Raw genomic sequence first — 25,621 nt, 5'->3', positions numbered from 1 at the left:
TTACTTCTTCTTTCCTGCGATGGTCTTCTTCGGGCCCTTGCGGGTGCGCGCGTTGGTCTTGGTGCGCTGGCCGCGGACAGGCAGGCCACGACGGTGGCGCATGCCCTGGTAGGAGCCGATCTCAATCTTGCGGCGGATATCTGCCTGCACCTCGCGACGCAGATCGCCCTCTACGGTGTAGGAGGACTCGATCGCGTCGCGCAGAGCAGCGAGCTGATCGTCGGACAGATTGTCCGTGCGCAGGTCCGGAGAAATACCGGTCTTCTCGAGCAGTTCCTTGGCTCGGGTTGCACCGATGCCGTAAATGTAGGTAAGTGCGATCTCCATGCGCTTGTTGCGCGGGAGATCAACACCAGCTAGACGTGCCATGAGGTACGTGCCTTTCGGGTTGTTACGGTGGTTTTCTCCCCACCCGTCCACGCCAAACAACACTTTGTCCGGGCCGTGCCGGAGAGTGGGTTGAGATTACGCGCGGCTCCAGCCACCGTGGCCAGAGGTGCACGATCCGCCGTGGGGCGGATCTGGGTGAGAAGGCTTGAAATGCTTACTTGTAGCGGTAAGTGATACGCCCGCGGTCCAGGTCGTAGGGGGAAAGTTCCACCACGACGCGGTCCTCCGGGAGGATGCGGATGTAGTGCTGGCGCATCTTGCCACTGATGTGGGCGAGAACTTCGTGCCCGTTGTCCAGTTCGACTCGGAACATCGCGTTCTTCAGGGGCTCGACAATGCGGCCCTCAACCTCGATTGCGCCTTCTTTCGCCATACACTCCACTTCCTACGCCGCCTGAAAGTGCAGGCAGCAGACGTATTTACCGGTTACATGCGGTGCTCGTGCAGGTATGCACAAACACCGCTGGACTACATTAGCCATTTACCTGCGAAAACGCAAAAAGCCCCAGCGATAGCCGGGGCTTGAAGCGGGCGCGTGTTAAAACACGTAGACCTTGTCGCCGATCTGCAGGTCGTTGAAGTAGCGCTGCGCGTCACCGCGGTACATGCGCACGCAACCGTTGGACAGGTAGTGCGGGTCGCCCTGGTGGAACGCGATGCCGTTGTAGGTGAAGTAGGTCGCGTACGGCATCGGCGCGTTGCCGAACTCCCAGGAGATCTCGTCTTTGACCTTGCGGTTGACGTAGAACGTGCCGCGCGGGGTCTCCTGCCCCGGCTTGCCCGGGCCGATCAGGCCGGACTGGTAGTACATAACGCCGTTGTTCTGCAGCCAGGAGCGGCGGCCGTCGATGTCGACGCAGACCTTCGCGTCAGCCGGGCACGGGCCGTAGTTGAAGTCCCCGCGCGGGTTCTGCTGCGGTGCCGGTTCCTGGGCGGGAGCCGGTGCCGGCTCAGGCTTCGGGGCGGGAGCCGGCTTCGGCTTCGGCTTCGGGGTCTTCTCCGCGATCAGGCCAGGGAAGAACGTCTCGAAGATCTCGTCGATACGCTTCTTCGCCTTCGCCGGCAGCTCCGGGTCGATGGCGGCCAGGCCGTCGGCCTGCTGGCGCAGACCGTTGCGAATGTTCCACGCGGTCTCACGCGCAGACTTGTCCAGGTTGCCAAAGGACGAGGTTGCCTGGTTGGACAGCGAGTCCAGGCTGGACATGGCCACCGGGTTCTGCGCGGGCGCAGCCTGTGCGTTCACCGGGGCTGCCAGGGAGGCAACGACACCGAGACCGGCAGCGAAGGTGGTTGCGCGCCGCTTCAGCGGCGACTGCTTTGCGTGGCGGGGACGGTAAGACATGGCGGAAGTATAACCTCCCTGCCAACAAACGCACTACAACGCGCCAGAAATTTACACGCGCGGCGTAAGAATTCTCGGGCCCTCGGCGGTCGCCGCGACGGTGTGCTCCCAGTGGGCCGCGGGCGAGCGGTCCACGGACACTACGGTCCATTCGTCCTCGAGCACCTCGGTGTCTACTTCCCCGCCGAGGATCAGCATCGGCTCAATGGCCAGCACAGATCCTTCCTGGATGACGGGGCCGCGGTTCGGCTTGCCCTCGTTGGCCAGGTACGGATCCTCGTGCATCGTGTGGCCGATGCCGTGTCCGCCGTAGCCGTCGACGATGCCCAGCTCCACCCCGAAACGCTCCTCGGCGGCGTATGTGGCCAGCTCGAGCGCGTGCGAGACGTCGGTGAGCTTGTTGCCCGGCACCATCGCCTTGAGCCCTTCCGCGAGCACCCACTCGGTGGCGCGGTTGAGCGCATCCACCTCGGGCGCCAACTCGCCGACGCCGAAGGACCACGCGCTGTCGCCCACCCAGCCGTTCAACGTTGCGCCGCAATCGATCGAAACCAGGTCGCCTTCTTCGAGCACAATGCTTGATGACGGTATCCCGTGCACGACCACCTCATTCACCGACGCACAGATGGAGCCGGTAAAACCCTGGTAGCCCAAAAACGTCGGGATCGCGCCGTGGTCGCGGATCACCGTCTCGGCCACCTTGTCGAGGTCGAGCGTACTTACGCCCGGCTTGGCAGCGGCGCGGACCTCCTGCAGGGCGATGCCGACGATGCGCCCGGCGGACTCCATGGCGTCGAGTTCAGCCGCTGTCTTGGCCGCGATCTTGCGTTTTCTGAAAACCATTGCGTTGTGGTCCTTTGGTTCGTCGATAGGCAAAAATGCGAAAGGCCGGTGCGAACACACACCGGCCTTCGATTGAAAGGGCTACTTGCCCAGCGCTTCCATGGCGCGCTGGTTGATCTCGTCCACGTCGCCGACAGCGTCGATGGAGATGATCTGGTCGCCGTAGTGCTGGATCAGCGGGGCGGTCTCGTCGCGGTAGACGCCGAGGCGGGTGCGGATGGTCTCCTCGTTGTCGTCTGCGCGCCCGCGGGCGAGCATGCGCTCGACCACCACGTCCTCGTCGACCACGAAGTTGAGCACGCCGTCGAGCTTCTCGCCCTTCTTAGCCAGCAGCTCCGTGAGGATCTCGGCCTGTTCCACGGTGCGCGGGAAGCCGTCCAGCAGGAAGCCGTCCTTCGCATCATCCTGGTTCAGGCGGTCTTCGACCATGCGCGCGGTGACGTCGGTGGGCACGAGCTTGCCAGCGTCGATGTAGCTTTTCGCTTCAACGCCGAGCGGGGTGCCCTCGCCGATGTTGGCGCGGAAAAGATCGCCCGTGGAGATGTGCGGCACACCGAGCTTCTCGGAGAGGATCGCAGCTTGGGTGCCCTTGCCGGCACCGGGAGGGCCAAGGAGAACGAGACGCATTATCGCAGAAGTCCTTCGTAGTTGGATTGCAGGAGCTGGGATTCAATTTGCTTGACCGTGGTCAGGGCCACGGAAACCATAATCAGGATCGCGGTGCCGCCGAACGCACTCATGCCCATCTGGCCGGAGCCAGTGATGCCAGCGTCCATGGCCAGGTTCGGCAGGACGGCGATCACGGCAAGGTAGATAGCGCCGACGAACAATAGTCGGTTCATCACAAACGCCAAGTACTCTGCGGTCGGGCGGCCCGGGCGGATGCCGGGGATGAAGCCGCCGTACTTCTTCATGTTCTCTGCCTGGTCCACCGGGTCGTACTGGATGGAGACGTAGAAGTAGGAGAAGAAGATGATCAGCACCACGTAGGTGAGGATGTACTGCCAGGAACCCGGGTTCTGCAGCCACGCCATCACGTGATTCATCCACCAGTTGTCCGGCGGGGTCTGGTTGTTCATGGTGACGATCTGGGTGATCAACACCGGCACGTACATCAGCGAGGACGCGAAGATCACCGGGATCACGCCGGCCTGGTTGACCTTCAGCGGCAGGTAAGTCGAGGACCCGCCGTACTGGCGGCGGCCCACCATACGCTTGGCGTACTGCACCGGGATGCGGCGCTGGCCCTGCTCGATAAACACGATGCCGACCACGAGCGCGATCAGGGCGAGCACCACCAGGGTCAGGGTGACAGCGCCGGACTGCTGGAGGATGAACGCACCCTCGGACGGGATCTGGGTAGCGATACCCGCGAAAATGAGCAGGGACATGCCGTTACCCACGCCTTTTTCAGTGATGATCTCGCCGAGCCACATGATCAGCACCGCACCGGAGGTCATGACGATGATCATCATCAGAAGCGTCCAGATGTTGCGATCCTCGATCAGCACCGGCATGCCCTGGCCGAGCAGCTGCTCGCGGTCCGCCAGCGCCACGATGCCGGCGGACTGCAGCAGCGCCAGCGCCACCGTGAGGTAGCGGGTGTACTGCGTCATCTTCGCCTGGCCGGCCTGGCCTTCCTTCTTCAACTCCTCGAACTTCGGGATCACCACGGTGAGCAGCTGCACGATAATCGACGCCGTAATGTACGGCATGATGCCGATGGCGAAGATGGAAAGCTGCAGCAGCGCGCCGCCGGAAAACAGGCCGATGATGGAGAACATCGTCGCCTGGTCGCCCTGGGAGATCTCCTCGAGACGGGAGTTGATCAGCGCGTAATCCACGCCCGGAGTGGGGATCTGGGCGCCGACGCGGTACAGAAACATCAGCGCAAGGGTAATCAGGATCTTCTTGCGTAGATCCGGATCCTTGAACGCCTGAGCAATAGCGGACACAAAGCCTCCTGGCCCCCGCCGCGCCACGGACGGGAGGTAGTGGACATTCGACTCCTCGCCCTGGTTTCACGGCACGCGAAACCGGCGGGGCGGTCTTTTGACCCCACTACACTAACAGCACCCGTTGGAAAGTTGATATTTCAGGTTGGGTTAGCTTCGGTGCGGGCCCGGTGCAGGAAAGTTCACTCGCCGATGAACCTGTCTGCACCCGCGGGCGGGATAGTTCATTTTCCGCAGGTCGTTTTAGTGGCTGTGCGGGAAAGTTCACGGCCCGGTGCTGCGCGAGTGAACTATTGTGCACCCGCTCCCGACACTTCGCGCCGTAATCTGTCAGCGCACCCCAGCACCAACGCCCCCAAACAACGCGAGACCCCCGTCCCGGGCGCTGGGCCCGGGGCGGGGGTGACGTCGAAAAGCTAGATGCTTTTAGTTAGCACGCTTGGAGAACTCAACGACGTTGGCGGTACCGCCAGCCGCCTTGATCTTCTCCTCAGCGGACTTGGAGAACTTGTTCGCGGTGACGTTAAGCGCGACGTTGATGTCGCCCTCTGCCAGCACCTTCACCGGCTGCTTCGGGCGAACGAGGCCCTTGGCAACGATGTCGGCGATGGCGATGTCGCCACCCTCCGGGAAGGCCTCGGCCAGATCCGCGACGTTGACCACCTGGTACTCGACGCGGTTCGGGTTCTTGAAGCCCTTCAGCTTCGGCAGACGCATGTGCAGCGGCATCTGGCCACCCTCGAAAGCAGCGGAAACCTGCTTGCGAGCCTTGGTGCCCTTGGTGCCGCGGCCGGCGGTCTTGCCCTTGGATGCCTCACCGCGACCAACGCGGGTCTTGGCCTTGTTTGCGCCCTCTGCCGGGCGCAGATCATGGAGCTTGATGATGTCAGCCATGTTGTATCTACTCCCCTGCAACTTCTTCAACGGTGACGAGGTGGCGCACCTTGAGGATCTGGCCGCGGGTAGCAGCGTTGTCCTTCTTCACGACGGACTGGCCGATCTTGCGCAGACCGAGAGCCTCGAGGTTCTTACGGGTAACCGGCTTCTCGCCGATCTTGCCGTGGTGCAACGTAATCTTCAGTGCCATGGTGCTTAGGCCTCCTGTCCTGCGCGTGCGCGCAGCATACGAGCCGGTGCAACTTCCTCGACGGACTTGCCACGCTTGGCAGCCACCTCTTCGGGGCGGACAAGCTGCTTCAGGCCAGCGACGGTTGCCTGGACCACGTTCAGGGCATTGTCCGAGCCAAGGGACTTGGCCAGGATGTCCTGAACACCAGCGCACTCGAGCACCGGACGGACAGCGCCACCGGCGATCACACCGGTACCCGGAGCAGCCGGGCGGAGCATGACGATGCCTGCGGCCTCTTCTGCCTGAACCGGGTGCGGAATGGTGCCGCCGATCATCGGGACGCGGAAGAAGTTCTTGCGAGCTTCCTCTGCACCCTTCTGGATTGCGGCGGGGACTTCCTTTGCCTTGCCGTAGCCGACGCCGACCATGCCCTCACCGTCGCCGACAACGACGAGTGCGGTGAAGGACATGTTGCGGCCGCCCTTGACGGTCTTGGCAACACGGTTGATGGTGATGACGCGCTCGATGTACTTATCGCGCTCGTCGTTCTGGTTGTTGCGACGGTCGTCGCGGCGGCCGCGGCCACCACGGTTGCCGCGGTCGTTGCGGTCGTTCTTGTTCTGGTTGTCGGCGGAGCGCCCGCCGTCACGCCGTTCACGTTCGGCCATTACGCGATCCTTCCGTAGATGGTGATGTTTGCGGTGATCATTAGAACTTCAGACCACCTTCACGAGCTGCTTCGGCCAGGGCCGCGACGCGGCCGTGGTACTTGTAGCCGCCACGGTCGAAGACGATTGCTTCGATGCCTGCAGCCTTGGCGCGCTCAGCGACGAGCTGGCCAACCTTGGCAGCCTTTTCCTTCTTGTCGCCCTCCAGGTTGCGCACGTCCGGCTCGATGGACGACGCGGACGCCAGGGTGTGGCCTGCGAGGTCGTCGATGACCTGGACGTGGATGTGACGCGAGGAGCGGTGCACAACGAGACGCGGGGTCTCCGGGGTGCCGCGCAGCGTCTTGCGGATGCGGTTGTGGCGACGTGCGCGTGCCTCGCGGCGGCGGGACGAGATGTCCTTGCCAACCGGGGTGCGCTTGGTGTTCTCTGCAGTATTGCTCATGATTACTTACCCGTCTTTCCGACCTTGCGGCGGACCTGCTCGCCGGCGTAGCGGATGCCTTTGCCCTTGTACGGGTCATCCTTACGCAGACGGCGGATGTTTGCCGCAATCTGGCCAACCTGCTGCTTATCGGAACCTTCGATGGCCAACTTGGTGTTGCCGTCGACGGAGAACGTGACGCCTTCCGGCGCCTCGATCAGAATCGGGTGCGAGTAGCCGAGGGAGAACTCGAGGTCCTTGCCCTTCTGCTGCACGCGGTAGCCGACGCCGAAGATCTCCATGTTGATCTTGTAGCCCTCGTTCACACCCACGACCATGTTGTTGATCAGGGAGCGGGTCAGGCCGTGAAGCGAACGGTTGTCACGGTGGTCGTCCGGGCGGGCCACCAGGATCTGGTTGTCCTCGACGGAAGCGGTGATCGGTGCCGGCATATCCAGGTCCTTGGTACCCTTCGGGCCCTTGACCTCGACGTGCTGGCCGTCGATCTTCACCTCGACGTTGTTCGGGATTGCGATGGGTGCATTACCTACACGAGACATAAGTCTTTCAACCTCCCCTTTACCAGACGTAAGCGAGGACTTCCCCGCCTACACCCTTCTCTTGAGCCTGGCGGTCGGTGAGCAGGCCGTGGGACGTGGAGATGATTGCCACGCCCAGGCCACCGAGCACCTGAGGCAGGTCGTTGGACTTGGCGTACACGCGCAGGCCCGGCTTGGACACGCGGCGCAGACCAGCGATAGAAGGCTCGCGGGTCGGGCCGTACTTGAGGTTGAGCGTCAGCGACTTGGCGACCTTCTCTTCCTCAACTTTGTAGTCTTCGATGTAGCCTTCCTGCTTCAAGATCTCGGCGATGTTCACCTTGATCTTGGACGAAGGCATAGACACGGTGTCGTGCTGCGCAGTTGCTGCGTTGCGCACGCGCGACAGCATGTCCGCGATCGGATCAGTCATGGTCATTGTGGTGACCGTTACCTTTCTCGTTGCGGTTCCCATCCACCGGGTGACCTGCCGCGCGTGAGCGCTTGAGGTCGCGTTTTCCGCATGGTCTGTCGGGGGCTACTCACGCTGCCCACACTCAATAGCGTGGGCCGCTCGCCGCCTCCCTTGCACGCGGTCCGCATCTTGGCGGGGGGCCTGCAACAAAGTTGGATGTTCAAATGTACTTCGGCTTGCGCACGCCGAATCCTCGGCGCGCAAGTCCGAGGGGGTAACTTACCGCTTTCCTGCGCCAATGAGCAAATCGCTTATCGACGAACTCCGCCACCCAACCGAGCCCCGGCCGCCCACGCGACCCCATAGACTGATTTTCTATGGAATCTGCTCTTGCTCAGCTCGTTGGAACGCTGGCCGCCACGCGCAAGGCGCGCGAAGCACTGTACGTGTGGTTCCACCAGCATCCCGAGCTGTCGCTGCAGGAGCTGCAGACATCCTCGAAAATCCGCTCGCGGCTGGACGCGCTGCAGCTCACGCACATGCAGGTCGGAGAAACCGGCACCGTCTGCGTGCTGGAAAACGGCCCCGGCCCAGTGGTAGCGATACGCGCGGACATCGACGGCCTGCCGGTGCAGGAGCGCTCCGGCAAGCCCTACGCCTCCTCCGCCACGCAGGTTGATGCCGTCAGCGGCCGCGAAGAACACGTCGCCCATGCCTGCGGGCACGACTTCCACATCATGGGTGTGCTCGGCGCGCTGGAGGCGTACGCGGCCAACCGCGGCTGCTAGAGCGGCACCTTGGTCGCCGTGTTCCAGCCTGCGGAGGAGGCGTACGCCGGTTCCCGAGTGATGCTGGCTAACGGCATCCGCGAGGCGATGCCGAAGCCGGACGTGTACCTGGGCCAGCACGTGCTGCCGATGCTGCCCGCAGGTGTGGTGGGCACCCACCCGGGGCCGTTTATGTCCCAGTCCTTTTCCGCCCAGATCACCGTCTGGGGCAAAGGCACCCACGGCTCCATGCCGGACAAGGGCGTGGATCCGATCTTGTTGGCTTCCAACATTGTCACCCGGCTGCACACTGTGGTCTCCCGGGAGATCGATGCGAAGGACACCGCCGTACTCACCGTCGGCGCGATCCACTCCGGCGTCAAAGCGAACGTGATCCCGGAAACCGCCGAGCAACCACTCCCCGTCCTTTGCACCGGACCTGCAGCCCACGCTTGACCGTGCTGCTGAGGCCATGATCGTGGCGGCAGCCGCGTGGCTGGTGGATGACGAGTAGCGGCCCCACTAGAACGGCAGAGCCGGGCGCGAACGCACCCGCGTCTGTCCGATGTCGGAGCGCTGCCCGGCCTCGTGGCCCTGGTCGAAGGCGTCCGCGTCGAAGGACCGCTTGGACGAGAAGCTGCCGAGAAAAAAGCCCATCTCTTCGGCGAATGTGTCGCGGGCTTCGGTGGCTTTCTGGAAGTCGTCGACAAGCACGAGCCCGTACTCCCCGTCTGATTCCTCCACGGTCTTTTCCGCCTCGGCGAGACGCGCACCGATGCTGGCGGCGAAGCCGGACATGAAGCTGCGGCGGCGCACGACCGCCGATTCGCCCCAACTGGTCGCGCGCACCTTCTGAGCATCCGCAAGCATCACGGGCAACAGCAGCGCGTACAGCATGTCCACCCGCTCCAAATGGCGCGCGCAGCCGAAGATGACGGCGTCTTTCATGCGCGTGGAGTTGTACACGCGCTGCGAAAACCCCGTGCAGTGCAACGCGAATGCGATGGTCAGCAGCAAGTTCGCCTGCATCTCCGTGTAGGCGCCGGCGAATTCGTAAGCGCGCTGGCCCACCTCGTCGCCGTCATCGGTGTCGAGGTCTCGTTGTTCGTAGCCGTACTCGGCCATGAGCTCGAAGGCTCTGGCGTAGAACGCGTCGCCTTCCGGTGTGCCCTCACGGTCGCGGGCCTGGTTGAGCAGTTTTTGCAGCCGTTGTTTGATCTTGTCTTCGGTACGCATCGGACGCACCCACCCCTTTCTGTGTTCGGATGTGTGGGTGCAGTTGTAATGGGGCGTCAAGGCGGATGTTTTCGGGCCTGTGGAATTCGCGTTCGCACCCCTGTGGACAACCCGCGTTTTCGCACGTAGATTCGCCGCGAGTTCGCGAGTTGAGAATCCGGCGATACCATCGGTTCCCGTGCGCAGGACCAAACGCAGCTTCGCAGTCACCAAAATCTCCGCTGACGGCACCCGCGACACCCGCGCGGGCCAGGTCGCGGTTGAAGAGCCGCTAGATATCCGGGCCGGTGGCGTGAGCGCCGCTACGCTTATGCGCACCCCGGGCCACGACATCGAGCTCGCCCACGGCCTGCTGCTGGCGCGCGGGATGATCACCCGGGTCGAGGACGTGGTCACCGCCCGCTACTGCGAGGGCGCGATCGGCGGCGAGAACACCTACAACCTGCTGGATATCCAGCTCGCGCGCCCCTCGGCCCCGCAGTTTATCGACCCGATCCCCGGCGACGCCTGCGGCATTTCCGCCGAGCAGCGGGTGCGCGAGCTCGCCGCCAACCTCGACGTGCGCGATACGTTCATGGAGCTCGAACCGTCCGAGATCTTCGCGCTGCCTGGGGTGTTGTCGCAGCACCGCACGCGCGACCTGCCCACCGCCGTCGCGGGTGGCACGGGCCGCCAAGACCTCGACGCTTTGAACGCCGTGCACAAGATTGCGGGGCACATGCTTCTCGACGCCTCCGCATCCCCCGCCCTCACCCTCGCAACCGATGCGCAGGTGGGCTTCGAGATCGTGCGCGCCGCCGCAGCAGCAGGGTTCGGCGCGGTGGCCACCACCGCCGGCGTGACATCGATGGCCGTGGAGCTTGCCCGGGCCACCAACACGGTGCTCGTCGGTGAGGTGAGCGCCGAGCGTTTCAGCGTTTACGCCGGGGCCTAACCGGCGAACATCTGCGACGCCTTCACCGCGGTCTCCCACAGCCCGTAGACAAGCAGCACCGCGATAACCAACGCGAGCACCACAGCCGCCAGCGCGTGCAGGGATCCGGCACCGCTGGCGGTCGCCGTCGTAGCGGATGCTCTCGCCGACGCACGATCCGCCTCCACCTTAGCCTGCACCGTCTCCGGGTCCTCGAACCACTTCTTGTGAACCGGCTTGACCAAAATGTTCGCAACCAAGCCGACCGCGAGCAGCACGCACATGATGTAGAGCGAGAGCTGGTACAGCTCCGGGCCGGAGTTGCCGCGGCTGGCCTGGCGCTCCACCACCATGTTGATGATCAACGGGCCCGCCACACCCGCCGCGGACCAGGCCGTGAGCAACCGTCCATGGATCGCGCCGACCTGGTACACACCGAAGAGATCGCGCAGATACGCCGGGATGGTGGAAAACCCGCCGCCGTAGAAGGTGAGCAGGATCAGGGTACTGACAACGAACAGCGCCAGGCTGGTGTGGCCGACGGATGCGACCACGAAGTAGAAGATCAGGCCAACCCCCAGGTAGACCATGTAGATGTTCTTCCGGCCGATGACATCGGAGGCAGACGACCAGATAAAGCGCCCGCCCATGTTGGCCAGTGACAGCAGCCCGACAAACCCGGCGGCGGCCGCGGCGGTCAGCGCCGGGTAGTAGTCCTGCACCATCGGCGCGGCGTTTTCCAGGATGCCGATGCCGGCGGTGATCTTGCAGAACAGGATCACCCACAGGCACCAGAACTGCGGTGTGCGGATCGCGCTATTCGCGCTGACATTCGCGCCCACGATGGCGACCTTCGCCGGCTTCACCTTCAACTTCGGCGCGCCAGACGGGGTCCAATCCGGGTGCGGCAGCCGGATGCAGTACGCGCCCATGGCGATCACGGCTGCGTACACCACCGCAAGCGTGATAAACGTCGGTTCGAGTCCCGCGGCGCGGTCCGCGAGCTCAGCACCTCCGCCGAACGCCTCCATCAACCGGTTCGAGGCCGGTGAGGCGATGAGCGCGCCGCCGCCGAAACCCATGATGGCAAGCCCCGTGGACAGGCCCGGCCGGTCCGGGAACCACTTCATCAGCGTGGACACGGGCGAGATGTAGCCGACGCCCAGACCAATGCCGCCGATAAACCCGTAGCCGACGTACACCAACCACAGGTTGCCGGTGTGAATGCCCAGCGTGGCCACGAGGAATCCGGCCACCCACAGCAGGCCAGCGACAGACATGGACGCGCGCGGCCCGACCCTTTCCACCCACGAGCCGAACAGCGCAGACGAGGTGCCCAACATGCCGATCGCCAGCGAGAAGATCCAGCCCACAGCAACCTCCCCCACCCCGAAGTGCTCCATCATTGGCTTTTTAAACACGGAGAACCCGTAGACCTGACCGATGGAGAGGTGGATGGCCAGCGCCGCCGGGACGATGAGCCAACGGTTGAATTCCTTAGGCGCGATGATCGCGCCCCGGGAGAAGATTGACATGGACGCTTCCTGCCGTCTCGTCTGCATAAATTACGAACGGAATCATATCTCGCAGTGGTGTGGAACAAAAAGCTTCCATTCACCACAGACTGCCCACTGAAGCTCGCCGAGGTTCCCCGCCCGAGCCCACCCACAGAACTCGTTAGTTGCAGCTCGTTACTGCCGCAAGGTCGCCGACAAGAGCCGCGCATTCGCAATCCAGCGTTCGAATTCTTCCCGGAATAGCACGGCCAGAAGCATCACCGCCCACACACAGCGAAAGCCCCACCAAGACGCGAAAATGCCCCCGGTTCAAGGAGAACCGGAGACATCGTCGTCAAGCTAGAACGCTTATGCGCGCTTCATCTTGCCGTCCTTGTCAGCGAACGGGAAGCCGAGGTGCGTCAGCAGGGCGCGACCCTCGTCGTCGTTCGTGGCGGTGGTCACAAGCGTGATGTCCATGCCGCGCACGCGATCGATCTTGTCAATGTCGATCTCGTAGAACATGGTCTGCTCGGACAGGCCGAAGGTGTAGTTGCCGTTGCCGTCGAACTGCTTGTCGTTCAGGCCGCGGAAGTCGCGAATACGCGGCAGCGCCACGGTCAGCAGACGGTCCAGGAACTCCCACATGCGGTCGCCGCGGAGGGTGACCTTCGCGCCGATCGGCATGCCTTCGCGGAGCTTGAAGTTAGCGATGGACTTCTTCGCGCGACGCAGCTGCGGCTTCTGGCCGGTGATCGCGGTGAGGTCCTCGAGCGCGCCGTTGATGACCTTGGAGTCGCGGGCAGCGTCGCCCACACCCATGTTCACAACAATCTTGGTCAGGGCCGGGATCTGCATGACGTTGTCGTAAGAGAACTCGTCATTGAGCTTGGTGCGGATCTCGTCCTGGTAACGCGTCTTCAGGCGGGGGGTGTAGTTCTGAATGCTCTCAGTCATTAGATGTCCTTCCCGTTCGACTTGGCCACGCGGATCTTCTTGCCGTCCTCGTCGAAGCGGAAGCCGACGCGGGTCGGCTTGCCGTCGGAATCCAGGATCATCACGTTGGACACGTGGATCGGGGCTTCCTGGGTGACAATGCCGCCGGACTCGGCGCCGCGCTCCGTGTAGGAGTCGGCGACGTGCTTCTTGATGCGGTTCACGCCCTCGACCAGGACCTTGTCACGCTGCGGGTACGCCTCGATGACGCGACCCTGAGCGCCCTTGTCCTTGCCGGCGATGACCTGGACCATATCGCCCTTCTTGATCTTCATAAGTTAGATCACCTCCGGTGCGAGAGACACGATCTTCATGAAGCGCTTGTCGCGCAGCTCACGAGCAACCGGGCCGAAGATGCGGGTACCGCGCGGCTCGGTGTCGTTCTTGATGATGACGGCAGCGTTCTCGTCGAAGGAGATGTAGGAGCCGTCCGGACGACGGGTTTCCTTCTTGGCGCGAACGATGACGGCCTTGACAATCTCGCCTTCCTTGACGTTGCCGCCCGGGGCTGCTTCCTTCACGGTGGCGACAATCGTGTCGCCGATGCCGGCGAAGCGTCGAACAGAACCGCCGAGAACGTTGATGCACAGGATTTCGCGTGCACCAGTGTTGTCGGCGACCTTCAGACGCGATTCTTTCTGAATCACAGTTGGTCTCCTGACCTGGTTCAATGTGCGCCAGATTTCCGTCCTGTACGCACGTGGTCAATGCTTTCGGTGCCCATTGCTTATCGACGAACCTCGTGCGCTCGTTCCTCGCACACGAGGAGAGCGCACCGTGGTCGAAGGGTCTCGGATGTCCAGCTCGGAAACGCGCGTCGCATCCGACCAGCAGCAGACAACTGGGGTATTCAACCACGAGCTGGGTAGATTCCCCAAATCCTGCTCCGCAACAACGCATGCGCACCGGCAGGCCCTACCGGAACGGCCGCCTGAAAAAGTGACTTGTGTCTGTGAATCCGAACACACAAACCGATAAAATTGTCAACACCGCAGGTCACCACAGTCGTGCTGCGATCGCGAAGTTTCGCCATAAAGTATTACCTCTTGTACGTTAATACCCGTGAGTTTTTACGAAGCCGCCCCTACGGCGATCAAGAACAAGATTGACCTCTTTACCCAAGAGCCCGCCAGGTTTGGTACCCGCGCAGTCTTGGCGGGCGTGTACCTGGGCATCATGACGGCGTTTGCCGCCTCCACTGCCCAACTGCTGGATGGTTACGCCCCAGGCTGGGGCAAGTACGCGTTCGGCGCCATCTTCGCCTCCACGCTGTACATCATCATCGTGCTGCAAGGCGAACTCGCCACAGGCGACATGATGTTCATGACCTATGGCGCACTGCATAAGAAGAACACGGTGGTCAAAGGCCTGTTGCTAGTCCTGTTCGTCACCATCTTCAACCTCATTGGTGCAGTGGCGATTTCATGGTTGATTTCCCGGACCACCATGGGCCAGTTGGTTGAGGTGGACGGATTCCTCCACGACTTGCTTGTGGCGAAGCTGCAGAAATCCAGTAAGACGCTGTTTGTCGAGGCCATCTTGGCAAACGTCGTTGTGAACATCGCCTTTATGCTTGCCACCCAGGCGGGCAAGGACTTCAGTGCGAAGCTGTGGGGCGTCATCCTGATCATCCCGTCGTTCGCCACCATGAGCTACGAGCACTCCATCGCGAACTTCATTCTCACCAGCCTGGGCGGCTTTACGCTCGGCCCGGAGGCGATCGAGGGCTTCACCAACTGGAACGTCATCCGCAACTGGGTTGTCGTGTGGCTGGGCAACTTCGTCGGCGGCGGCTTCATCATGGGCGGGCTCTACGGCTGGCTCAACCTGACCAAGACGGACTACAAGGACTAGTCCCGTACCGTCTGCCAGAATGGGACAGGTGAATACACCTGTTTCCCACTCGGCCCCAGATGTCCTTCAGGCCGTGCGCGGCGTGCGCGATGCTGTGGCAGACACGGCGTTGCCTGTCGACGTCGCCTCCGAAGCCAGAGCCATAGTCAATCAACTCGACGACTATGTGCTGCCGCGCTTGGCCAACCTGGACGCTCCCCTGCTTGCCGTCATCGGCGGCTCCACCGGTTCCGGCAAGTCCACCCTCGTCAACGCGCTTTTGCGTGAGCGAGTGTCCAACCCGGGCGTGATCCGTCCGACTACCCGCCAGCCGGTGCTGGTGGCCAACCCCGGCGACGCGGACTGGTTCAACTCCCCGCAGGTCCTGCCTGGCCTCGCCCGCTCCCACGGCGCAGGAGACGAGCGCTCCACCACACTGCGTGTCGTGGACACGTCCCGCATCCCGGAGGGCCTGGCGCTTCTCGACGCCCCCGATTTCGACTCCATCGACGACCAGAACCGGGCTCTGGCGTCCCAGCTCCTCGCCGCGGCGGACCTGTGGATCTTCGTGACCACCCCGGCGCGCTACGCGGATCAGCTGGTGTGGAACTTCCTCAACGACGCTGCCGGCCGCGGCATCGAGGTCGTAGTCGTGCTCAACCGCCTCGACGAAAAGGCCGCGGAGACGGTGCCGGACGACCTGCGCCGAATGATGAACGACGCAGGCCTGTCCAAGGCCACCGTGTTTACCGTCCCGTTCGTGGCGGACCTGGGCGGCGAGCAGACTGGCGAGTTCCTGGGCGAGGAGTTGGTCGCTGACCTGCGCGATTACCTGACCACGCTCGCGGACGACACCGCCGCCCGGCGCGACGTGGCCGGCAAAACCGTCGCTGGCGCTGTGGAATCGGCACTTCACCGCGTGGACGCCTTGGTGGGCCGCCGGGAGCGGCAGGAAAACTTTGCCAACCAGCTGGACGAGTCGATCCACGAGTTTTACACCGCCGCAAACCGCCACGTCATCGACGCCACCTCCGACGGCAAGCTGCTGCGCTCCGAGGTGATGGACCGCTGGCAGGATGTCATCGGCACCTCCGACGTATTCCGCGGCTTCGAGCGTTGGTTCTCCAGCGCCGTGGACAAGGTGGGCAGCTTCTTCACCGGCCAGCCCGCTCCCCTGCGCGAGGTGGAGACGGAAATCGAGTCCGGCCTCCACGCCGTGATTGTGGACGCCGCCGAGACCGCCGCCTCGCGCGCCTGGTCCCACACCGGTTCGGTAGCCCCGGAGCTGCGCACCGACGCGGATCCGGCCCTGGCCCGCGCCAGCGCCGACATCTCCGAGCAGGCTGCGCAGCTGGTGCGCGACTGGCAGCAAGACATGGTCACCCGCATCCAGGACACCGCGGGCGACAAGCGCCAGCGCGCCCGCATCATGTCCTTCGGCCTCAACGTGGTCACCGTGGCGCTGATGCTAGTGGTCTTCGCCTCCACGGCGGGCATCACCGGCGGCGAGGTCGCCATCGCGGGCGGATCCGCGGTGCTGGGCCAGAAGCTTTTGGAGACCATCTTCGGCGAGGAAACCGTGCGCCGCATGGTCACCGAGGCCCGCGAGGACCTGAACCAGCGTTTGGGCGAGCTCTTCGCCGCGGAGCGAGACCGCTACCACGCCTTCACGGATCCCCTGCTCGAGGGCGCGACCGCCGAGCAGCTGCGCGAGGCGACTGCGGAGGCGAAGCGGGCTGTGGACGTGAGGCTCCTTGGGCTCGTCGATAGGCCAGCAGCTCCTGCAGTTCCTGCAGCCCAAGACGACGTGGAGGAAAGCTTCGAGCGCGGCGCGCTGCGCGGCCTGTTCGACCAGTTGCGCGGCAGCTTTGGCAAGGGGGGCGGCAATGTTTAAGAAGAAGGCTGGCCTGACCGAGCGGCTCGCGGCGCTGGAGGAAGCCGCGCAGATCGGCGCGCCGTACCTTTCCCCCGCACACCGCGAGGGCCTCGAGCGCGTGGCGAAGGCGGGCGCGGAACGCCGCGCGCTGTCCGGCGACCACACCGTTGTGGGCTTTTTCGGCGCCACCGGCTCCGGCAAAACTTCCCTGTTCAACGCTGTCGTGGGCGAGGACCTGGGCAAGGCGGCAGCGCGGCGCCCCACCACTTCCTCGCCTTTGGCCGCGATCTGGGAGCCGGACGGCTCCGAAGAACTTTTGGACTGGCTCGGTGTGGAAGACCGCCGTGCACGCGAAGGCGAGTTCGCCCGCGGCGCAGGCCCGCTGATCCTGCTGGACCTGCCCGATTTCGACTCGGTTGAGGAGTCCAACCGCGCCATCGCGGAGCGTCTCGCCGGCCAGGTGGACGTGCTGGTGTGGGTCTCCGACCCGGAGAAGTACGCGGATTCCGTCATCCACGAGCAGTTCATCCGCCCGCACGCCAACCACTCCGCCGTGACGCTGGCGGTGCTGAACAAGTCCGACCTGCTCAACGCAGGCGATGTCGGCACCGTCGCGGACTCGTATGCGGGGCTGTTGCGTGACGACGGCCTTTCCAACGTCCAAGTCGTCCCCACCTCCACCCTGACCGATGCCGGCATCGAGGACCTGCGCGCCGCGATCGCGAAAGTTGCCAAGGCCCACACGGCGCAGACTGCGCGCATCGAGGCGGACATCCGCTCCGTTGCCGAAGGGTATGCCGGGGTGAAGGGTGCCGGAGGCGTGACAAAGCATGCGAAACGCGACATGGATGCCGTGCTCGCGCAGGCCGCCGGCGCGGACCGCATCGCGCAGACCACCGCCGCGGCCTACCGCAAGCGGCTGCGCGAGCGCACCGGGTGGCTGCTGACGTCCTGGATCACCCGCTTCAAGCCCGACCCGCTTCGCCGTCTGGGGTTACGCGAAGCATCCGACGAAATCGGCGTGCACCGCAGCTCCATGCCGGAGCTCGACGCCGCCTCGAAGGCCGTGGCCAACCGGGGCGTGCGCGACTACGCGAGCGCCGTTTCCGACGGGCTGCCGCACGAGTGGTCCGCCGCCGTGGCCGACCGCGCCGAGGAGGTCTCCGCCGGCCTGCCCGCGGAGCTGGACCGCGCCGTGGCCCGCACCACGCTGCCCGCGGAGCCGTCCAAAGGCTGGTCGCTGCTCACCGTGATCCAGTGGCTGACGCTGCTGGCCGCACTGGTGGGCGTGCTGTGGTACCTCCTGGTCGCGTTCGTGCCGGGCGTGCTCACGCCGCTGCTCGGCGGCGACCTTGTCCCCGACGTGGAGGGCTGGCCGATCCCGACGCTTTTGATCATGGCGGGGCTGCTCACCGGCCTAGTCATTGGCCTGATCTCCGCGGTGTTCGGCGGGATGCTCGGCTCCGGGGTGAAGCGGCGCACCCGCTCGGCGGTGCAGAAACAGGTCGCGGAGGTCTCCCAGACCGCCGTCGTGGAGCCGCTTCTGGCGATACGGGAGGACTACTCCCGCTTCGCCGAACGCATCGCCGTAGCCGCCGGCTAGTTTCCCTGTACGGTCGACAGACATGGCACAAATCCCCAGAGTTCTGTCCATCGCTGGCACCGACCCCACCGGTGGCGCCGGCGTCCAGGCCGACCTGAAGGCCATCGCCGCCGCCGGCGGGTACGGCATGAGCGTGACCACCGCGCTGGTGGCGCAAAACACCCAGGGTGTGCGCGAGATCCACACACCCCCGCAGTCGTTTTTGCGCGCGCAGCTCGACGCGGTGTTCGACGATGTCGCGGTCGACGCCGTGAAGATCGGCATGCTCGGCGACACAGAGACCACCCACACCGTCGCCGATTACCTCGCCGTCCGCCCTGTGCCGGTCGCGGTGGTGGACCCGGTGATGGTGGCCACCTCCGGCGACAGGCTGCTTTCCGCCGACGCAGAAGCCGCGCTGCGCCAGCTGGTGGCCGACCACGCCACCGTGGTCACTCCGAACATCCCGGAGCTGGCGGTACTGACCGACGAGCCCGAGCCAGATTCGTTCGAGGCGGCGGTGGAACTGGGACAGCGCTACGCCCGCGAGGCAGACGTGCAGGTCCTGGTCAAGGGCGGCCACCTCAGCGGCGAGCGTGCCTCCAACGCACTCGTTGCCCCCGACGGCAGCGCGCACGTCGCCGAGGTGCCCCGCGTAGCGACGAAAAACACCCACGGCACCGGCTGCTCCCTGTCCTCCGCGCTGGCAACGCGCATGGCACTCGGCAGCGCCACTGCCGCCGTTACCTGGGCCTCCGAGTGGCTCCACGAAGCAATCGCCAACGCCGACGAGCTCCACGTCGGCCAAGGCCACGGGCCGGTGCACCACTTCCACCGCCTCTACCGCCTCGCGGGCGGGGTGTAACCGGCTTCCTGCGGCGCTGTGAAGCGATGTTTCGGCCGGTACGACATGGTTCCGTAGTCTACGAGGCATGACCTCCTCCATCACCGTGTACGGCGAAGCCCTGGTCGACCTCGTCCCCGCCGGCGCCGGCCCGCTCGCGCCCCTGACGCCCGCGCTCGGCGGCGGCCCGTTCAACGTGGCCCGCACGTTGGGGCGTCTCGGTGCAGACGTCGCGTTCCAATCGCGCCTGTCTGACGACGCGTACGGCACGGCGCTGCGCGATTCCCTCGCCGCCGACGGGGTGGATCTCTCCCACTGCCTGATGGGCAAAGAACCGACCACCCTCTCCGTCGCGTCACTCGACGCAGACGGCGCCGCCACCTACACCTTTTACGTGGACGGCACCGTCGACAGGCTGGCCGAACCGGTTCCGGTGAGCGGCGGCTACGCAGTGTTCGGCACCCTCTCGCTCACGTTGGAACCGGCGTCGCTGCGCTACGCCGAAGCCGCCCGGCAATCCGCAGACGCCGGGGCCGTGGTGTGCCTGGACCCGAATATCCGCCCCGCCTTCGCATCCGAGAAACACCGGCTGTTCCTGCGCGGCATGCTTGAGGCAGTTACGGTGCTGAAACTCTCCGACGAGGAAGTGGAGTTTCTGGGCGACACCTCGCATGTGCCCGTTGTCGTGACCACGCTGGGAGGAGCCGGAATCCGCGTCCGCGCACCCTTCGGCACCGCGGAAGTACAGGCCCCGCAAGTTAAAGTCGCGGACACCATCGGCGCCGGCGACACCGTCTTGGCCGCGCTGGTGTACCAGTTCGACGCCCGCGGCCTCGATCGTTGCGCGTTGTTGGACCTTGGCGCAGAAGAGTGGCGCGAGATCCTCGACTTCGCCGCCCGCGCCGCCGCCGTCACTGTCGCCCGCACCGGGGCCGACACGCCGTACCTGCACGAGCTGGGGTAGGCCCGGTGTGCGCTTTGCCTCGTCACTGATGCACCATCCCCTTGCGTCCCCTCGCTCTCCGTTCCCGGGGACACGGATCTGCTAGTGGCCCACTCCAGCCACAGCCGAGGATCTAGCAGATTACGCTCTTACCGACAGCGCCTTTCACTATCATCTGCGCAAACGCAAACTTGGACAGTTGATCTGCTAGCGTCATCAAACCCACAACTAGCAGATCCGCAGGGTTCCGTTTACACGATCACGCACTGGATCCGCGAACCCCGGGCCGCGGCCCCTACTCCACCGTGACCGACTTGGCCAGGTTGCGCGGCTGGTCCACGTTCAGGCCGCGGGCCTCTGCCACGGAGCAGGCGAAGATCTGCAGCGGGATGGTGGACAACAGCGGCTGCATCAGGCCGGCGGACTCCGGGATGCGGACGATGTGGTCGGCGTATGCCTCCACGTCCGTGTCGTCATCTTCCGCGATCACGATGGTCACCGCACCACGGGCGCGAACCTCCTGGATGTTGGAGACGACCTTGGCGTGCAGGTTATTGCGGGAGCGCTTGGACGGCACGATGATGAACACCGGCTGGCCTTCCTCCACGAGCGCGATCGGGCCGTGCTTGAGCTCGCCGGCGGCGAAGCCCTCTGAGTGCAGGTAAGCCACTTCCTTCAGCTTCAAAGCGCCCTCGAGAGCGACCGGGAAGCCGACGTGGCGGCCCAAAAACAGCACAGACTTCGCATCCGACATGTCCTGGCCCAGCTGCTTGACCTGCCCCTCGTTGTCCAGCACCTGCTGGATCTTGTCCGGCATCTCCTGCAGCTCGTCAACGATCTGGCGGATTTCGTCGGCGTACTTGTTGCCGCGCACCTGCGCCAGGTACAGGGCGAGCAGGTAAGCGGCGACGATCTGGGAGATGAACGCCTTCGTCGACGCGACGGCGATCTCCGGGCCGGCGTAGGTGTACAGCGACGCGTCTGCCTCGCGTGGGATGGAGGAACCGACGGTGTTGCAGATCGCGATCACCTTCGCGCCCTGCTCGCGGGCGTGGCGCACGGCCATGAGCGTGTCCATGGTTTCGCCGGACTGGGACACGGCCACCACGAGGGTGCGTTCGTTGACAATCGGGTCGCGGTAGCGGAACTCGTGGGCGAGCTCTACCTCCGTCGGAATGCGGCACCAGTGCTCGATGGCGTAGCGCGCCACCTGGCCTGCGTAGGAAGCGGTGCCGCAGGCGACGATGATGATTTTGTTGATGGAGCGCAGCACGGATTCGTCGATACGCAGCTCGTCGAGGATGAGCTTGCCCTGTTCGTCGAAACGACCGTAGAGCGTGTCGCGGACGGCGGAGGGCTGGTCGTGGATTTCCTTCTCCATGAAGGAGTTGAAGCCGCCCTTCTCCGCGGCGGTGACGTCCCATTCCACGGTGAACGGCTTGGCTTCGGCGGGGTTGCCGTCGAATTCGCAGACCTCGTAGCCGTCGGCGGTGAGGGTGACAATCTGGCCATTATCCATCTCCACTGCGTCGCGGGTGAATTCGATGAAGCCGGCGACGTCGGAGCTAAGGAAATTCTCGCCCTCGCCCACGCCGATGACCAGCGGGGAGTTCCAGCGTGCGGCAACGATGCGGTCCGGGTGGTCCGCGTGGATCGCCAGCAGGGTGAACGCACCTTCAAGGCGCTGCGCGGTCAGTTGCATCGCGCGGGTGAGGTCGCCGTCAGCTTCCTTGTCGTAGATGTCCAGCAGCAGGGTGCCAGCAACCTCAGTGTCGGTTTCGGAGATGAAGCGGTAGCCCTTATCGACGAGCTCCGCCTTCAACGCCGAAAAGTTCTCGATAATGCCGTTGTGGACCACAGCCATGCGGCCGTCGCCGACCACGTGCGGGTGGGCGTTGACGTCGGTCGGGCCGCCGTGGGTTGCCCAGCGGGTGTGTCCGATGCCCAGCTTCGAGGAGGCGATGGGGTTATCAGCAATTTCAGCTTCAAGGTCCGCGACCTTGCCGGCTTTCTTACGGCACTCGATGACGCCGTTGTTGGCCACCGCAACACCTGCGGAATCGTATCCGCGGTATTCGAGGCGGCGAAGTCCCTCGACAATGACATTCTTCGCGTCGCGCTCAGCGGTGCCGGCGCCAACGTATCCAACGATTCCACACATGGGAAAAAATCGTACTCCTGTATAGGGGGCTGTAAAAAGTGAAAACCCGCCACGGACCACATTTGTGGTCAGCGGCGGGGTCGATCGGATTGCGCCTTCAGGCTTACGCCTTTTCCATGCCGATCTTCTGGCCGTCGGTGCGGAACACCTGTGCAACGGCCGGGCGCGGAACGGAGTCGCCACCGTCCGGCCAGTGGGAAGCCGGCTTCTCAAAGGTGCCCTCGTCGGTCTCACCCGGGTGCTGGACGTTGACCATGACCACCTCGTCGGTGACGATCGGGCCACAGGTCTCAGCTGCGTACGGCACAGTGAGGAAGCAGATCACCTGGCCGCGGTTCTCGCCCTCGAGGCCGACAGCGTACAGGCCGTCGTTGGAGCCGAGAGCGTTGCCGTCGGTGGAGATCCACAGGTTGCCGTGGGAGTCGAACGCGAGGTTGTCCGGGCAGGAAATCGGGGACACCTGCTCCTTGGGGAAGCCGCCGAAGTAAGTCGACGCTGCGTTCGGGTCGCCGCAGACGAGCAGCAGGTTCCAGGTGAACTCGGTGCCTGCGTAGTCGTCCTCGAGCTCCATGACGAGGCCGTTCTTGTTCTCGCGGATCGGAGCGTACTCGGTAACGTCTTCCTGGCTCTTCTTCTCGTTCTCGCCGGTGGCGCCGCGGTACTTGTTGTTGGTCAGCGCCATGTAGAGCTTGCCGTTGACCGGGTTGACCTCGAAGTCCTCCGGGCGGTCCATCTTGGTGGCACCGACCTCATCAGCTGCGAGGCGGGTGTAGATGGCAACCTCCTCACCGGTGAAGCCGTCGACGTGGGACTCAGCGGTGCCGTCTGCGTGTGCGGTCAGCAGCGGGATCCACTTGCCGGTGCCGTCGAAGTCGCCGTCCTTGGGCAGGTCGCCGTCGCCGGTGATCTCGCCGGCCGGGGAGTTGCCCTCGAGGTTGGCAACGTAGAGGGTGCCCTCGTCCAGGATGGTCATGTTGTGGGCGACGTCGCCCTCCTTGACCTTCTTGGAGGAGACAAACTTGTAGATGTACTCGAAGCGTGCGTCGTCGCCGGAGTAGCACACTACGGTGCCGTCTTCGGTGACGTGGACGTTGCCGGCCTCGTGCTTGAAGCGGCCCAGGGCGGTGTGCTTGACCGGGACGGACTCCGGGTCATACGGGTTGATCTCAACCAGGTAGCCGAAGCGGTTGAACTCGTTCGGCTCCTTGGCCAGGTCGAAGCGGTCGTGCAGGCGCTCCCACTTACGCTGGGATGCCTCCTCGGACACGCCGAAACGCTTCACGTCGGCGGCCGGGCGCTCGCCGGTGACGGCAGCTGCGTTGGCCCAGTACTGGTCGATGTTCTCCTCGCCGGACAGGAAGGTGCCCCACGGGGTGACGCCGCCAGCGCAGTTGTTGAAGGTGCCGAAGACCTTGGTGCCGGTCGGGTCGACGGAGGTCTTGAGCAGGTCGTGGCCGGCAGCCGGGCCGACGATCTTGAACTCGGTCTCACCGGTAATGCGGCGGTTCAGCGGGCCGAACTCGCGCTTGAGCTCGCCGGTCTTGGCGTCCTTGGACACCTCGAGGATGGTGTGGCCGTGGCCCATGATGCCGATGTTGATCTGCTCGTCCGTCGGGTTCTCCGGATCGTAGTTCGGCAGCATCTGCGGCTCGGTGGTGTACTCGTGGGAGCAGACGTAGACCATGCGGTCCTTGTCCGTCGGGTGCTCCATCAAGCCGGCGAAGTCGTTGTTGAAGCCGAACTGGCGGGCAGCGGCCTCGGCGGTCTGGTTATTCGGGTCGAACTCGGGAGCGTCCTCGTAAACCGGGTCGCCCCAGGCGATCAGCACGGAGGTGGCGTAGCCGGCCGGGACGACAACCTCGTCCTTCTCGTTCGGCTGCACGCCCTCGAATTGCATACCCGCTGCCGGCTTGATTTCAGCCTTCGCAGCCTCGGTTGTGGTGTTGGTGGTGGTTGCGGTGGCGGACTCGGTGGTCTGCGCCGCATTCTCATCGACGCCACACGCGGCCAGCAGCGCGCCGCCGCCGAGAGTCACGGTGCCGGCGCCGAAGGCCTTGAGAACGCCACGGCGGGACATCAGGTCGCCGAAGTACGGGTTGTCGGACTCGTTGGTGCAATCGCCAGCGCACGCGTTACCACACTTGTAGGTGCAGGTCATCGAGGAGCGCTTGGACTGGAACAGCAGGTTAATACCCCTGATAGGCATGAGTTCTCCCAGGAAACGTATACAGACTTTGGCCTGAAAAGAAGTTAGTCAACAGGCGTGAATGAATGCCGAATTCCAGGTGAACACTTGTCAAACTCTCCTAATGGGGCCCACCAAAGACGAAAATACCCGCCCAACACAGGTTGGACGGGTACGTTGTCGAGAAGCTAAGTGCTCTTAGCGAGCCTTCTCGATGATGTCGACGAGACGGAAGTGCTTGTCCTTGGACAGCGGACGCGTCTCCTCGATCTGGACGAGATCGCCAACACCTGCGGTGTTCGTCTCATCATGTGCCTTCACACGCTCGGTGGTACGCACGATCTTGCCGTACAAGGCGTGGGACTTACGGTCCTCGACCTCAACGACGATCGTCTTGTCCATCTTGTCGGACACGACGTAGCCACGACGACGCTTCTGCACTGCCTTGACCTTGGTGTTCTCAGTCACGTTTGCCTCACTCATGGTTATGCCTCAGCTCCCGTGGACTCCGGGACGACGGACAGGCCAAGCTCGCGCTCGCGCAGCACCGTGTAGATGCGAGCGATGTCGCGCTTCACGGTGGAGATACGGCGGTTGTTGGTGAGCTGGCCGGTAGCAAGCTGGAAGCGCAGGTTGAACAGCTCTTCCTTCGCCTCGCTCAGGCGGGTGCGCAGCTCGTCATCGCTCAGCTCACGGAATTCAGATGCGGGGGTACCGGTTGCCATTAGAACTGGTCCTCCTTCTTGATCACGCGGACCTTGCACGGAAGCTTCGCGCCAGCGCGGCGCAGAGCCTCAATTGCAGTCTCCTCGTTCGGGTAGGACATTTCGAAGAGGATGCGGCCAGGCTTAACGTTGGCCACCCACTTCTCTACCGGGCCCTTACCGGAACCCATACGCACGCCGAGCGGCTTCTGGGTCAACGGACGGTCCGGGAAGATGTTGATCCACACCTTGCCACCACGCTTGACGTGGCGGTTGATGGCGATACGTGCGGACTCGATCTGGCGGTTGGTGATGTACGCCGGCTCGAGTGCCTGCAGGCCGTAGTCGCCGAAGGTGATCGTGTTGCCGCCCTTGGACACACCCGAGCGGTTCGGGCGGTGCTGACGGCGGTACTTCACGCGCTTAGGGATGAGCATGAA

28 protein-coding genes and 1 pseudogene are annotated in these 25,621 nt (G+C 64.1%); 7 read left to right on the top strand and 22 right to left on the bottom strand.

The annotated features are described in order from the left end of the window. The 12 genes from rpsM to rpsH form a co-directional block, all read right to left on the bottom strand. Positions 1–369, bottom strand: a complete 369-nt coding sequence (gene rpsM / locus CIHUM_RS02015) for a 30S ribosomal protein S13 (protein ID WP_034997293.1) — start codon at positions 367–369, stop codon at positions 1–3. A gap of 175 nt (positions 370–544) precedes the next feature. Next, positions 545–763 carry a translation initiation factor IF-1 gene (infA, locus tag CIHUM_RS02010; RefSeq protein WP_019193979.1) on the bottom strand — a complete coding sequence of 73 codons (219 nt, stop codon included), beginning with the start codon at positions 761–763 and terminating at the stop codon, positions 545–547. A gap of 165 nt (positions 764–928) precedes the next feature. After that, positions 929–1,732, bottom strand: a complete 804-nt coding sequence (locus CIHUM_RS02005) for a L,D-transpeptidase (RefSeq protein ID WP_034997291.1) — start codon at positions 1,730–1,732, stop codon at positions 929–931. A gap of 51 nt (positions 1,733–1,783) precedes the next feature. Further along, a complete protein-coding gene (map, locus tag CIHUM_RS02000) occupies positions 1,784–2,575 on the bottom strand; it encodes a type I methionyl aminopeptidase (RefSeq protein WP_034997289.1) in 792 nt (263 codons plus the stop codon). Between the two features lie 81 nt (positions 2,576–2,656). Further along, positions 2,657–3,202, bottom strand: a complete 546-nt coding sequence (locus CIHUM_RS01995) for an adenylate kinase (RefSeq protein ID WP_034997287.1) — start codon at positions 3,200–3,202, stop codon at positions 2,657–2,659. Beyond that, on the bottom strand, positions 3,202–4,530 hold the full coding sequence (gene secY / locus CIHUM_RS01990) for a preprotein translocase subunit SecY (protein ID WP_034997286.1): 1,329 nt from the start codon (positions 4,528–4,530) through the stop codon (positions 3,202–3,204). Before secY ends, CIHUM_RS01995 begins: the two co-directional genes overlap by 1 nt. A 426-nt stretch (positions 4,531–4,956) precedes the next feature. Then, a complete protein-coding gene (gene rplO / locus CIHUM_RS01985) occupies positions 4,957–5,424 on the bottom strand; it encodes a 50S ribosomal protein L15 (protein WP_034997284.1) in 468 nt (155 codons plus the stop codon). A gap of 7 nt (positions 5,425–5,431) precedes the next feature. Next, entirely contained in the window at positions 5,432–5,617 is a 186-nt protein-coding gene (gene rpmD, locus CIHUM_RS01980; protein WP_034997282.1) for a 50S ribosomal protein L30, read from the bottom strand. A gap of 5 nt (positions 5,618–5,622) precedes the next feature. After that, positions 5,623–6,267 (bottom strand): 30S ribosomal protein S5, encoded by a 645-nt coding sequence (rpsE, locus tag CIHUM_RS01975; protein WP_034997281.1) that lies wholly within the window; start codon positions 6,265–6,267, stop codon positions 5,623–5,625. A gap of 40 nt (positions 6,268–6,307) precedes the next feature. Next, a complete protein-coding gene (rplR, locus tag CIHUM_RS01970; RefSeq protein WP_034997279.1) occupies positions 6,308–6,712 on the bottom strand; it encodes a 50S ribosomal protein L18 in 405 nt (134 codons plus the stop codon). A gap of 2 nt (positions 6,713–6,714) precedes the next feature. Continuing rightward, complete coding sequence (gene rplF / locus CIHUM_RS01965) at positions 6,715–7,251, bottom strand: 50S ribosomal protein L6 (RefSeq protein WP_034997277.1); 537 nt, start codon at positions 7,249–7,251, stop codon at positions 6,715–6,717. 19 nt (positions 7,252–7,270) lie between these two features. Further along, positions 7,271–7,669, bottom strand: coding sequence for a 30S ribosomal protein S8 (gene rpsH / locus CIHUM_RS01960; RefSeq protein ID WP_034997275.1), 399 nt, complete (start codon positions 7,667–7,669; stop codon positions 7,271–7,273). Between the two features lie 353 nt (positions 7,670–8,022). On the opposite strand from rpsH, the pseudogene CIHUM_RS01955 reads away from it, so the two are divergent. Beyond that, positions 8,023–8,868 (top strand): annotated as a pseudogene (locus CIHUM_RS01955) (amidohydrolase). A gap of 66 nt (positions 8,869–8,934) precedes the next feature. Here the strand turns inward: CIHUM_RS01955 and CIHUM_RS01950 are convergent. Next, positions 8,935–9,648 (bottom strand): DUF2786 domain-containing protein, encoded by a 714-nt coding sequence (locus tag CIHUM_RS01950; RefSeq protein WP_034997273.1) that lies wholly within the window; start codon positions 9,646–9,648, stop codon positions 8,935–8,937. Between the two features lie 178 nt (positions 9,649–9,826). On the opposite strand from CIHUM_RS01950, the gene CIHUM_RS01945 reads away from it, so the two are divergent. Then, a complete protein-coding gene (locus CIHUM_RS01945) occupies positions 9,827–10,582 on the top strand; it encodes a formate dehydrogenase accessory sulfurtransferase FdhD (protein ID WP_034997271.1) in 756 nt (251 codons plus the stop codon). Here CIHUM_RS01945 and CIHUM_RS01940 read toward each other — a convergent pair. The 4 genes from CIHUM_RS01940 to rplN all read right to left on the bottom strand — a co-directional run bounded on the left by CIHUM_RS01940 (position 10,579) and on the right by rplN (position 13,700). Next, the gene (locus tag CIHUM_RS01940; RefSeq protein WP_034997269.1) at positions 10,579–12,096 is read right to left on the bottom strand and encodes an OFA family MFS transporter; all 1,518 of its coding nucleotides are present in this window, start codon (positions 12,094–12,096) and stop codon (positions 10,579–10,581) included. The two genes, CIHUM_RS01945 and CIHUM_RS01940, sit on opposite strands and share 4 nt — an antisense overlap. 330 nt (positions 12,097–12,426) lie before the next feature. Next, positions 12,427–13,014 (bottom strand): 50S ribosomal protein L5, encoded by a 588-nt coding sequence (gene rplE / locus CIHUM_RS01935; RefSeq protein WP_034997268.1) that lies wholly within the window; start codon positions 13,012–13,014, stop codon positions 12,427–12,429. Next, a complete protein-coding gene (gene rplX / locus CIHUM_RS01930; RefSeq protein WP_034997266.1) occupies positions 13,014–13,328 on the bottom strand; it encodes a 50S ribosomal protein L24 in 315 nt (104 codons plus the stop codon). Before rplX ends, rplE begins: the two co-directional genes overlap by 1 nt. Positions 13,329–13,331: 3 nt before the next feature. Continuing rightward, on the bottom strand, positions 13,332–13,700 hold the full coding sequence (gene rplN / locus CIHUM_RS01925; protein WP_034997264.1) for a 50S ribosomal protein L14: 369 nt from the start codon (positions 13,698–13,700) through the stop codon (positions 13,332–13,334). 415 nt (positions 13,701–14,115) lie between these two features. Here rplN and CIHUM_RS01920 point away from each other — a divergent pair, with 415 nt between their 5' ends. From CIHUM_RS01920 to CIHUM_RS01900, 5 genes are all read left to right on the top strand, one after another. Beyond that, positions 14,116–14,907, top strand: coding sequence for a formate/nitrite transporter family protein (locus CIHUM_RS01920; RefSeq protein WP_034997262.1), 792 nt, complete (start codon positions 14,116–14,118; stop codon positions 14,905–14,907). 19 nt (positions 14,908–14,926) lie between these two features. After that, positions 14,927–16,780 carry a GTPase gene (locus tag CIHUM_RS01915; RefSeq protein WP_051106256.1) on the top strand — a complete coding sequence of 618 codons (1,854 nt, stop codon included), beginning with the start codon at positions 14,927–14,929 and terminating at the stop codon, positions 16,778–16,780. Next, entirely contained in the window at positions 16,773–18,365 is a 1,593-nt protein-coding gene (locus CIHUM_RS01910; protein WP_034997257.1) for a GTPase family protein, read from the top strand. Before CIHUM_RS01915 ends, CIHUM_RS01910 begins: the two co-directional genes overlap by 8 nt. A gap of 22 nt (positions 18,366–18,387) precedes the next feature. Next, complete coding sequence (gene thiD / locus CIHUM_RS01905; protein ID WP_034997256.1) at positions 18,388–19,209, top strand: bifunctional hydroxymethylpyrimidine kinase/phosphomethylpyrimidine kinase; 822 nt, start codon at positions 18,388–18,390, stop codon at positions 19,207–19,209. Between the two features lie 67 nt (positions 19,210–19,276). After that, positions 19,277–20,152, top strand: a complete 876-nt coding sequence (locus CIHUM_RS01900; protein ID WP_034997254.1) for a carbohydrate kinase family protein — start codon at positions 19,277–19,279, stop codon at positions 20,150–20,152. A 274-nt stretch (positions 20,153–20,426) separates the two neighbouring features. On the opposite strand, the gene glmS is transcribed toward CIHUM_RS01900, so the two are convergent. The 5 genes from glmS to rplP all read right to left on the bottom strand — a co-directional run bounded on the left by glmS (position 20,427) and on the right by rplP (position 25,618). Beyond that, positions 20,427–22,292: a glutamine--fructose-6-phosphate transaminase (isomerizing) gene (gene glmS / locus CIHUM_RS01895; RefSeq protein WP_034997253.1), complete on the bottom strand. Its 1,866-nt coding sequence runs from the start codon at positions 22,290–22,292 to the stop codon at positions 20,427–20,429. A 103-nt stretch (positions 22,293–22,395) separates the two neighbouring features. Then, positions 22,396–24,498 carry a PhoX family protein gene (locus tag CIHUM_RS01890; RefSeq protein ID WP_034997246.1) on the bottom strand — a complete coding sequence of 701 codons (2,103 nt, stop codon included), beginning with the start codon at positions 24,496–24,498 and terminating at the stop codon, positions 22,396–22,398. 177 nt (positions 24,499–24,675) lie between these two features. Beyond that, positions 24,676–24,960 (bottom strand): 30S ribosomal protein S17, encoded by a 285-nt coding sequence (gene rpsQ / locus CIHUM_RS01885; RefSeq protein ID WP_034997244.1) that lies wholly within the window; start codon positions 24,958–24,960, stop codon positions 24,676–24,678. 2 nt (positions 24,961–24,962) lie between these two features. Continuing rightward, positions 24,963–25,202, bottom strand: a complete 240-nt coding sequence (gene rpmC / locus CIHUM_RS01880) for a 50S ribosomal protein L29 (RefSeq protein ID WP_034997243.1) — start codon at positions 25,200–25,202, stop codon at positions 24,963–24,965. Then, positions 25,202–25,618: a 50S ribosomal protein L16 gene (gene rplP, locus CIHUM_RS01875; protein WP_034997241.1), complete on the bottom strand. Its 417-nt coding sequence runs from the start codon at positions 25,616–25,618 to the stop codon at positions 25,202–25,204. Before rplP ends, rpmC begins: the two co-directional genes overlap by 1 nt. Positions 25,619–25,621: the final 3 nt, after the last annotated feature.

The organism is Corynebacterium ihumii (assembly GCF_028609825.1).
Taxonomy (GTDB): Bacteria; Actinomycetota; Actinomycetes; order Mycobacteriales; family Mycobacteriaceae; genus Corynebacterium; species Corynebacterium afermentans.
The sequence above is the reverse complement of the archived record's forward strand: the minus strand, read 5'-3'. Positions and strand labels throughout refer to the sequence as shown.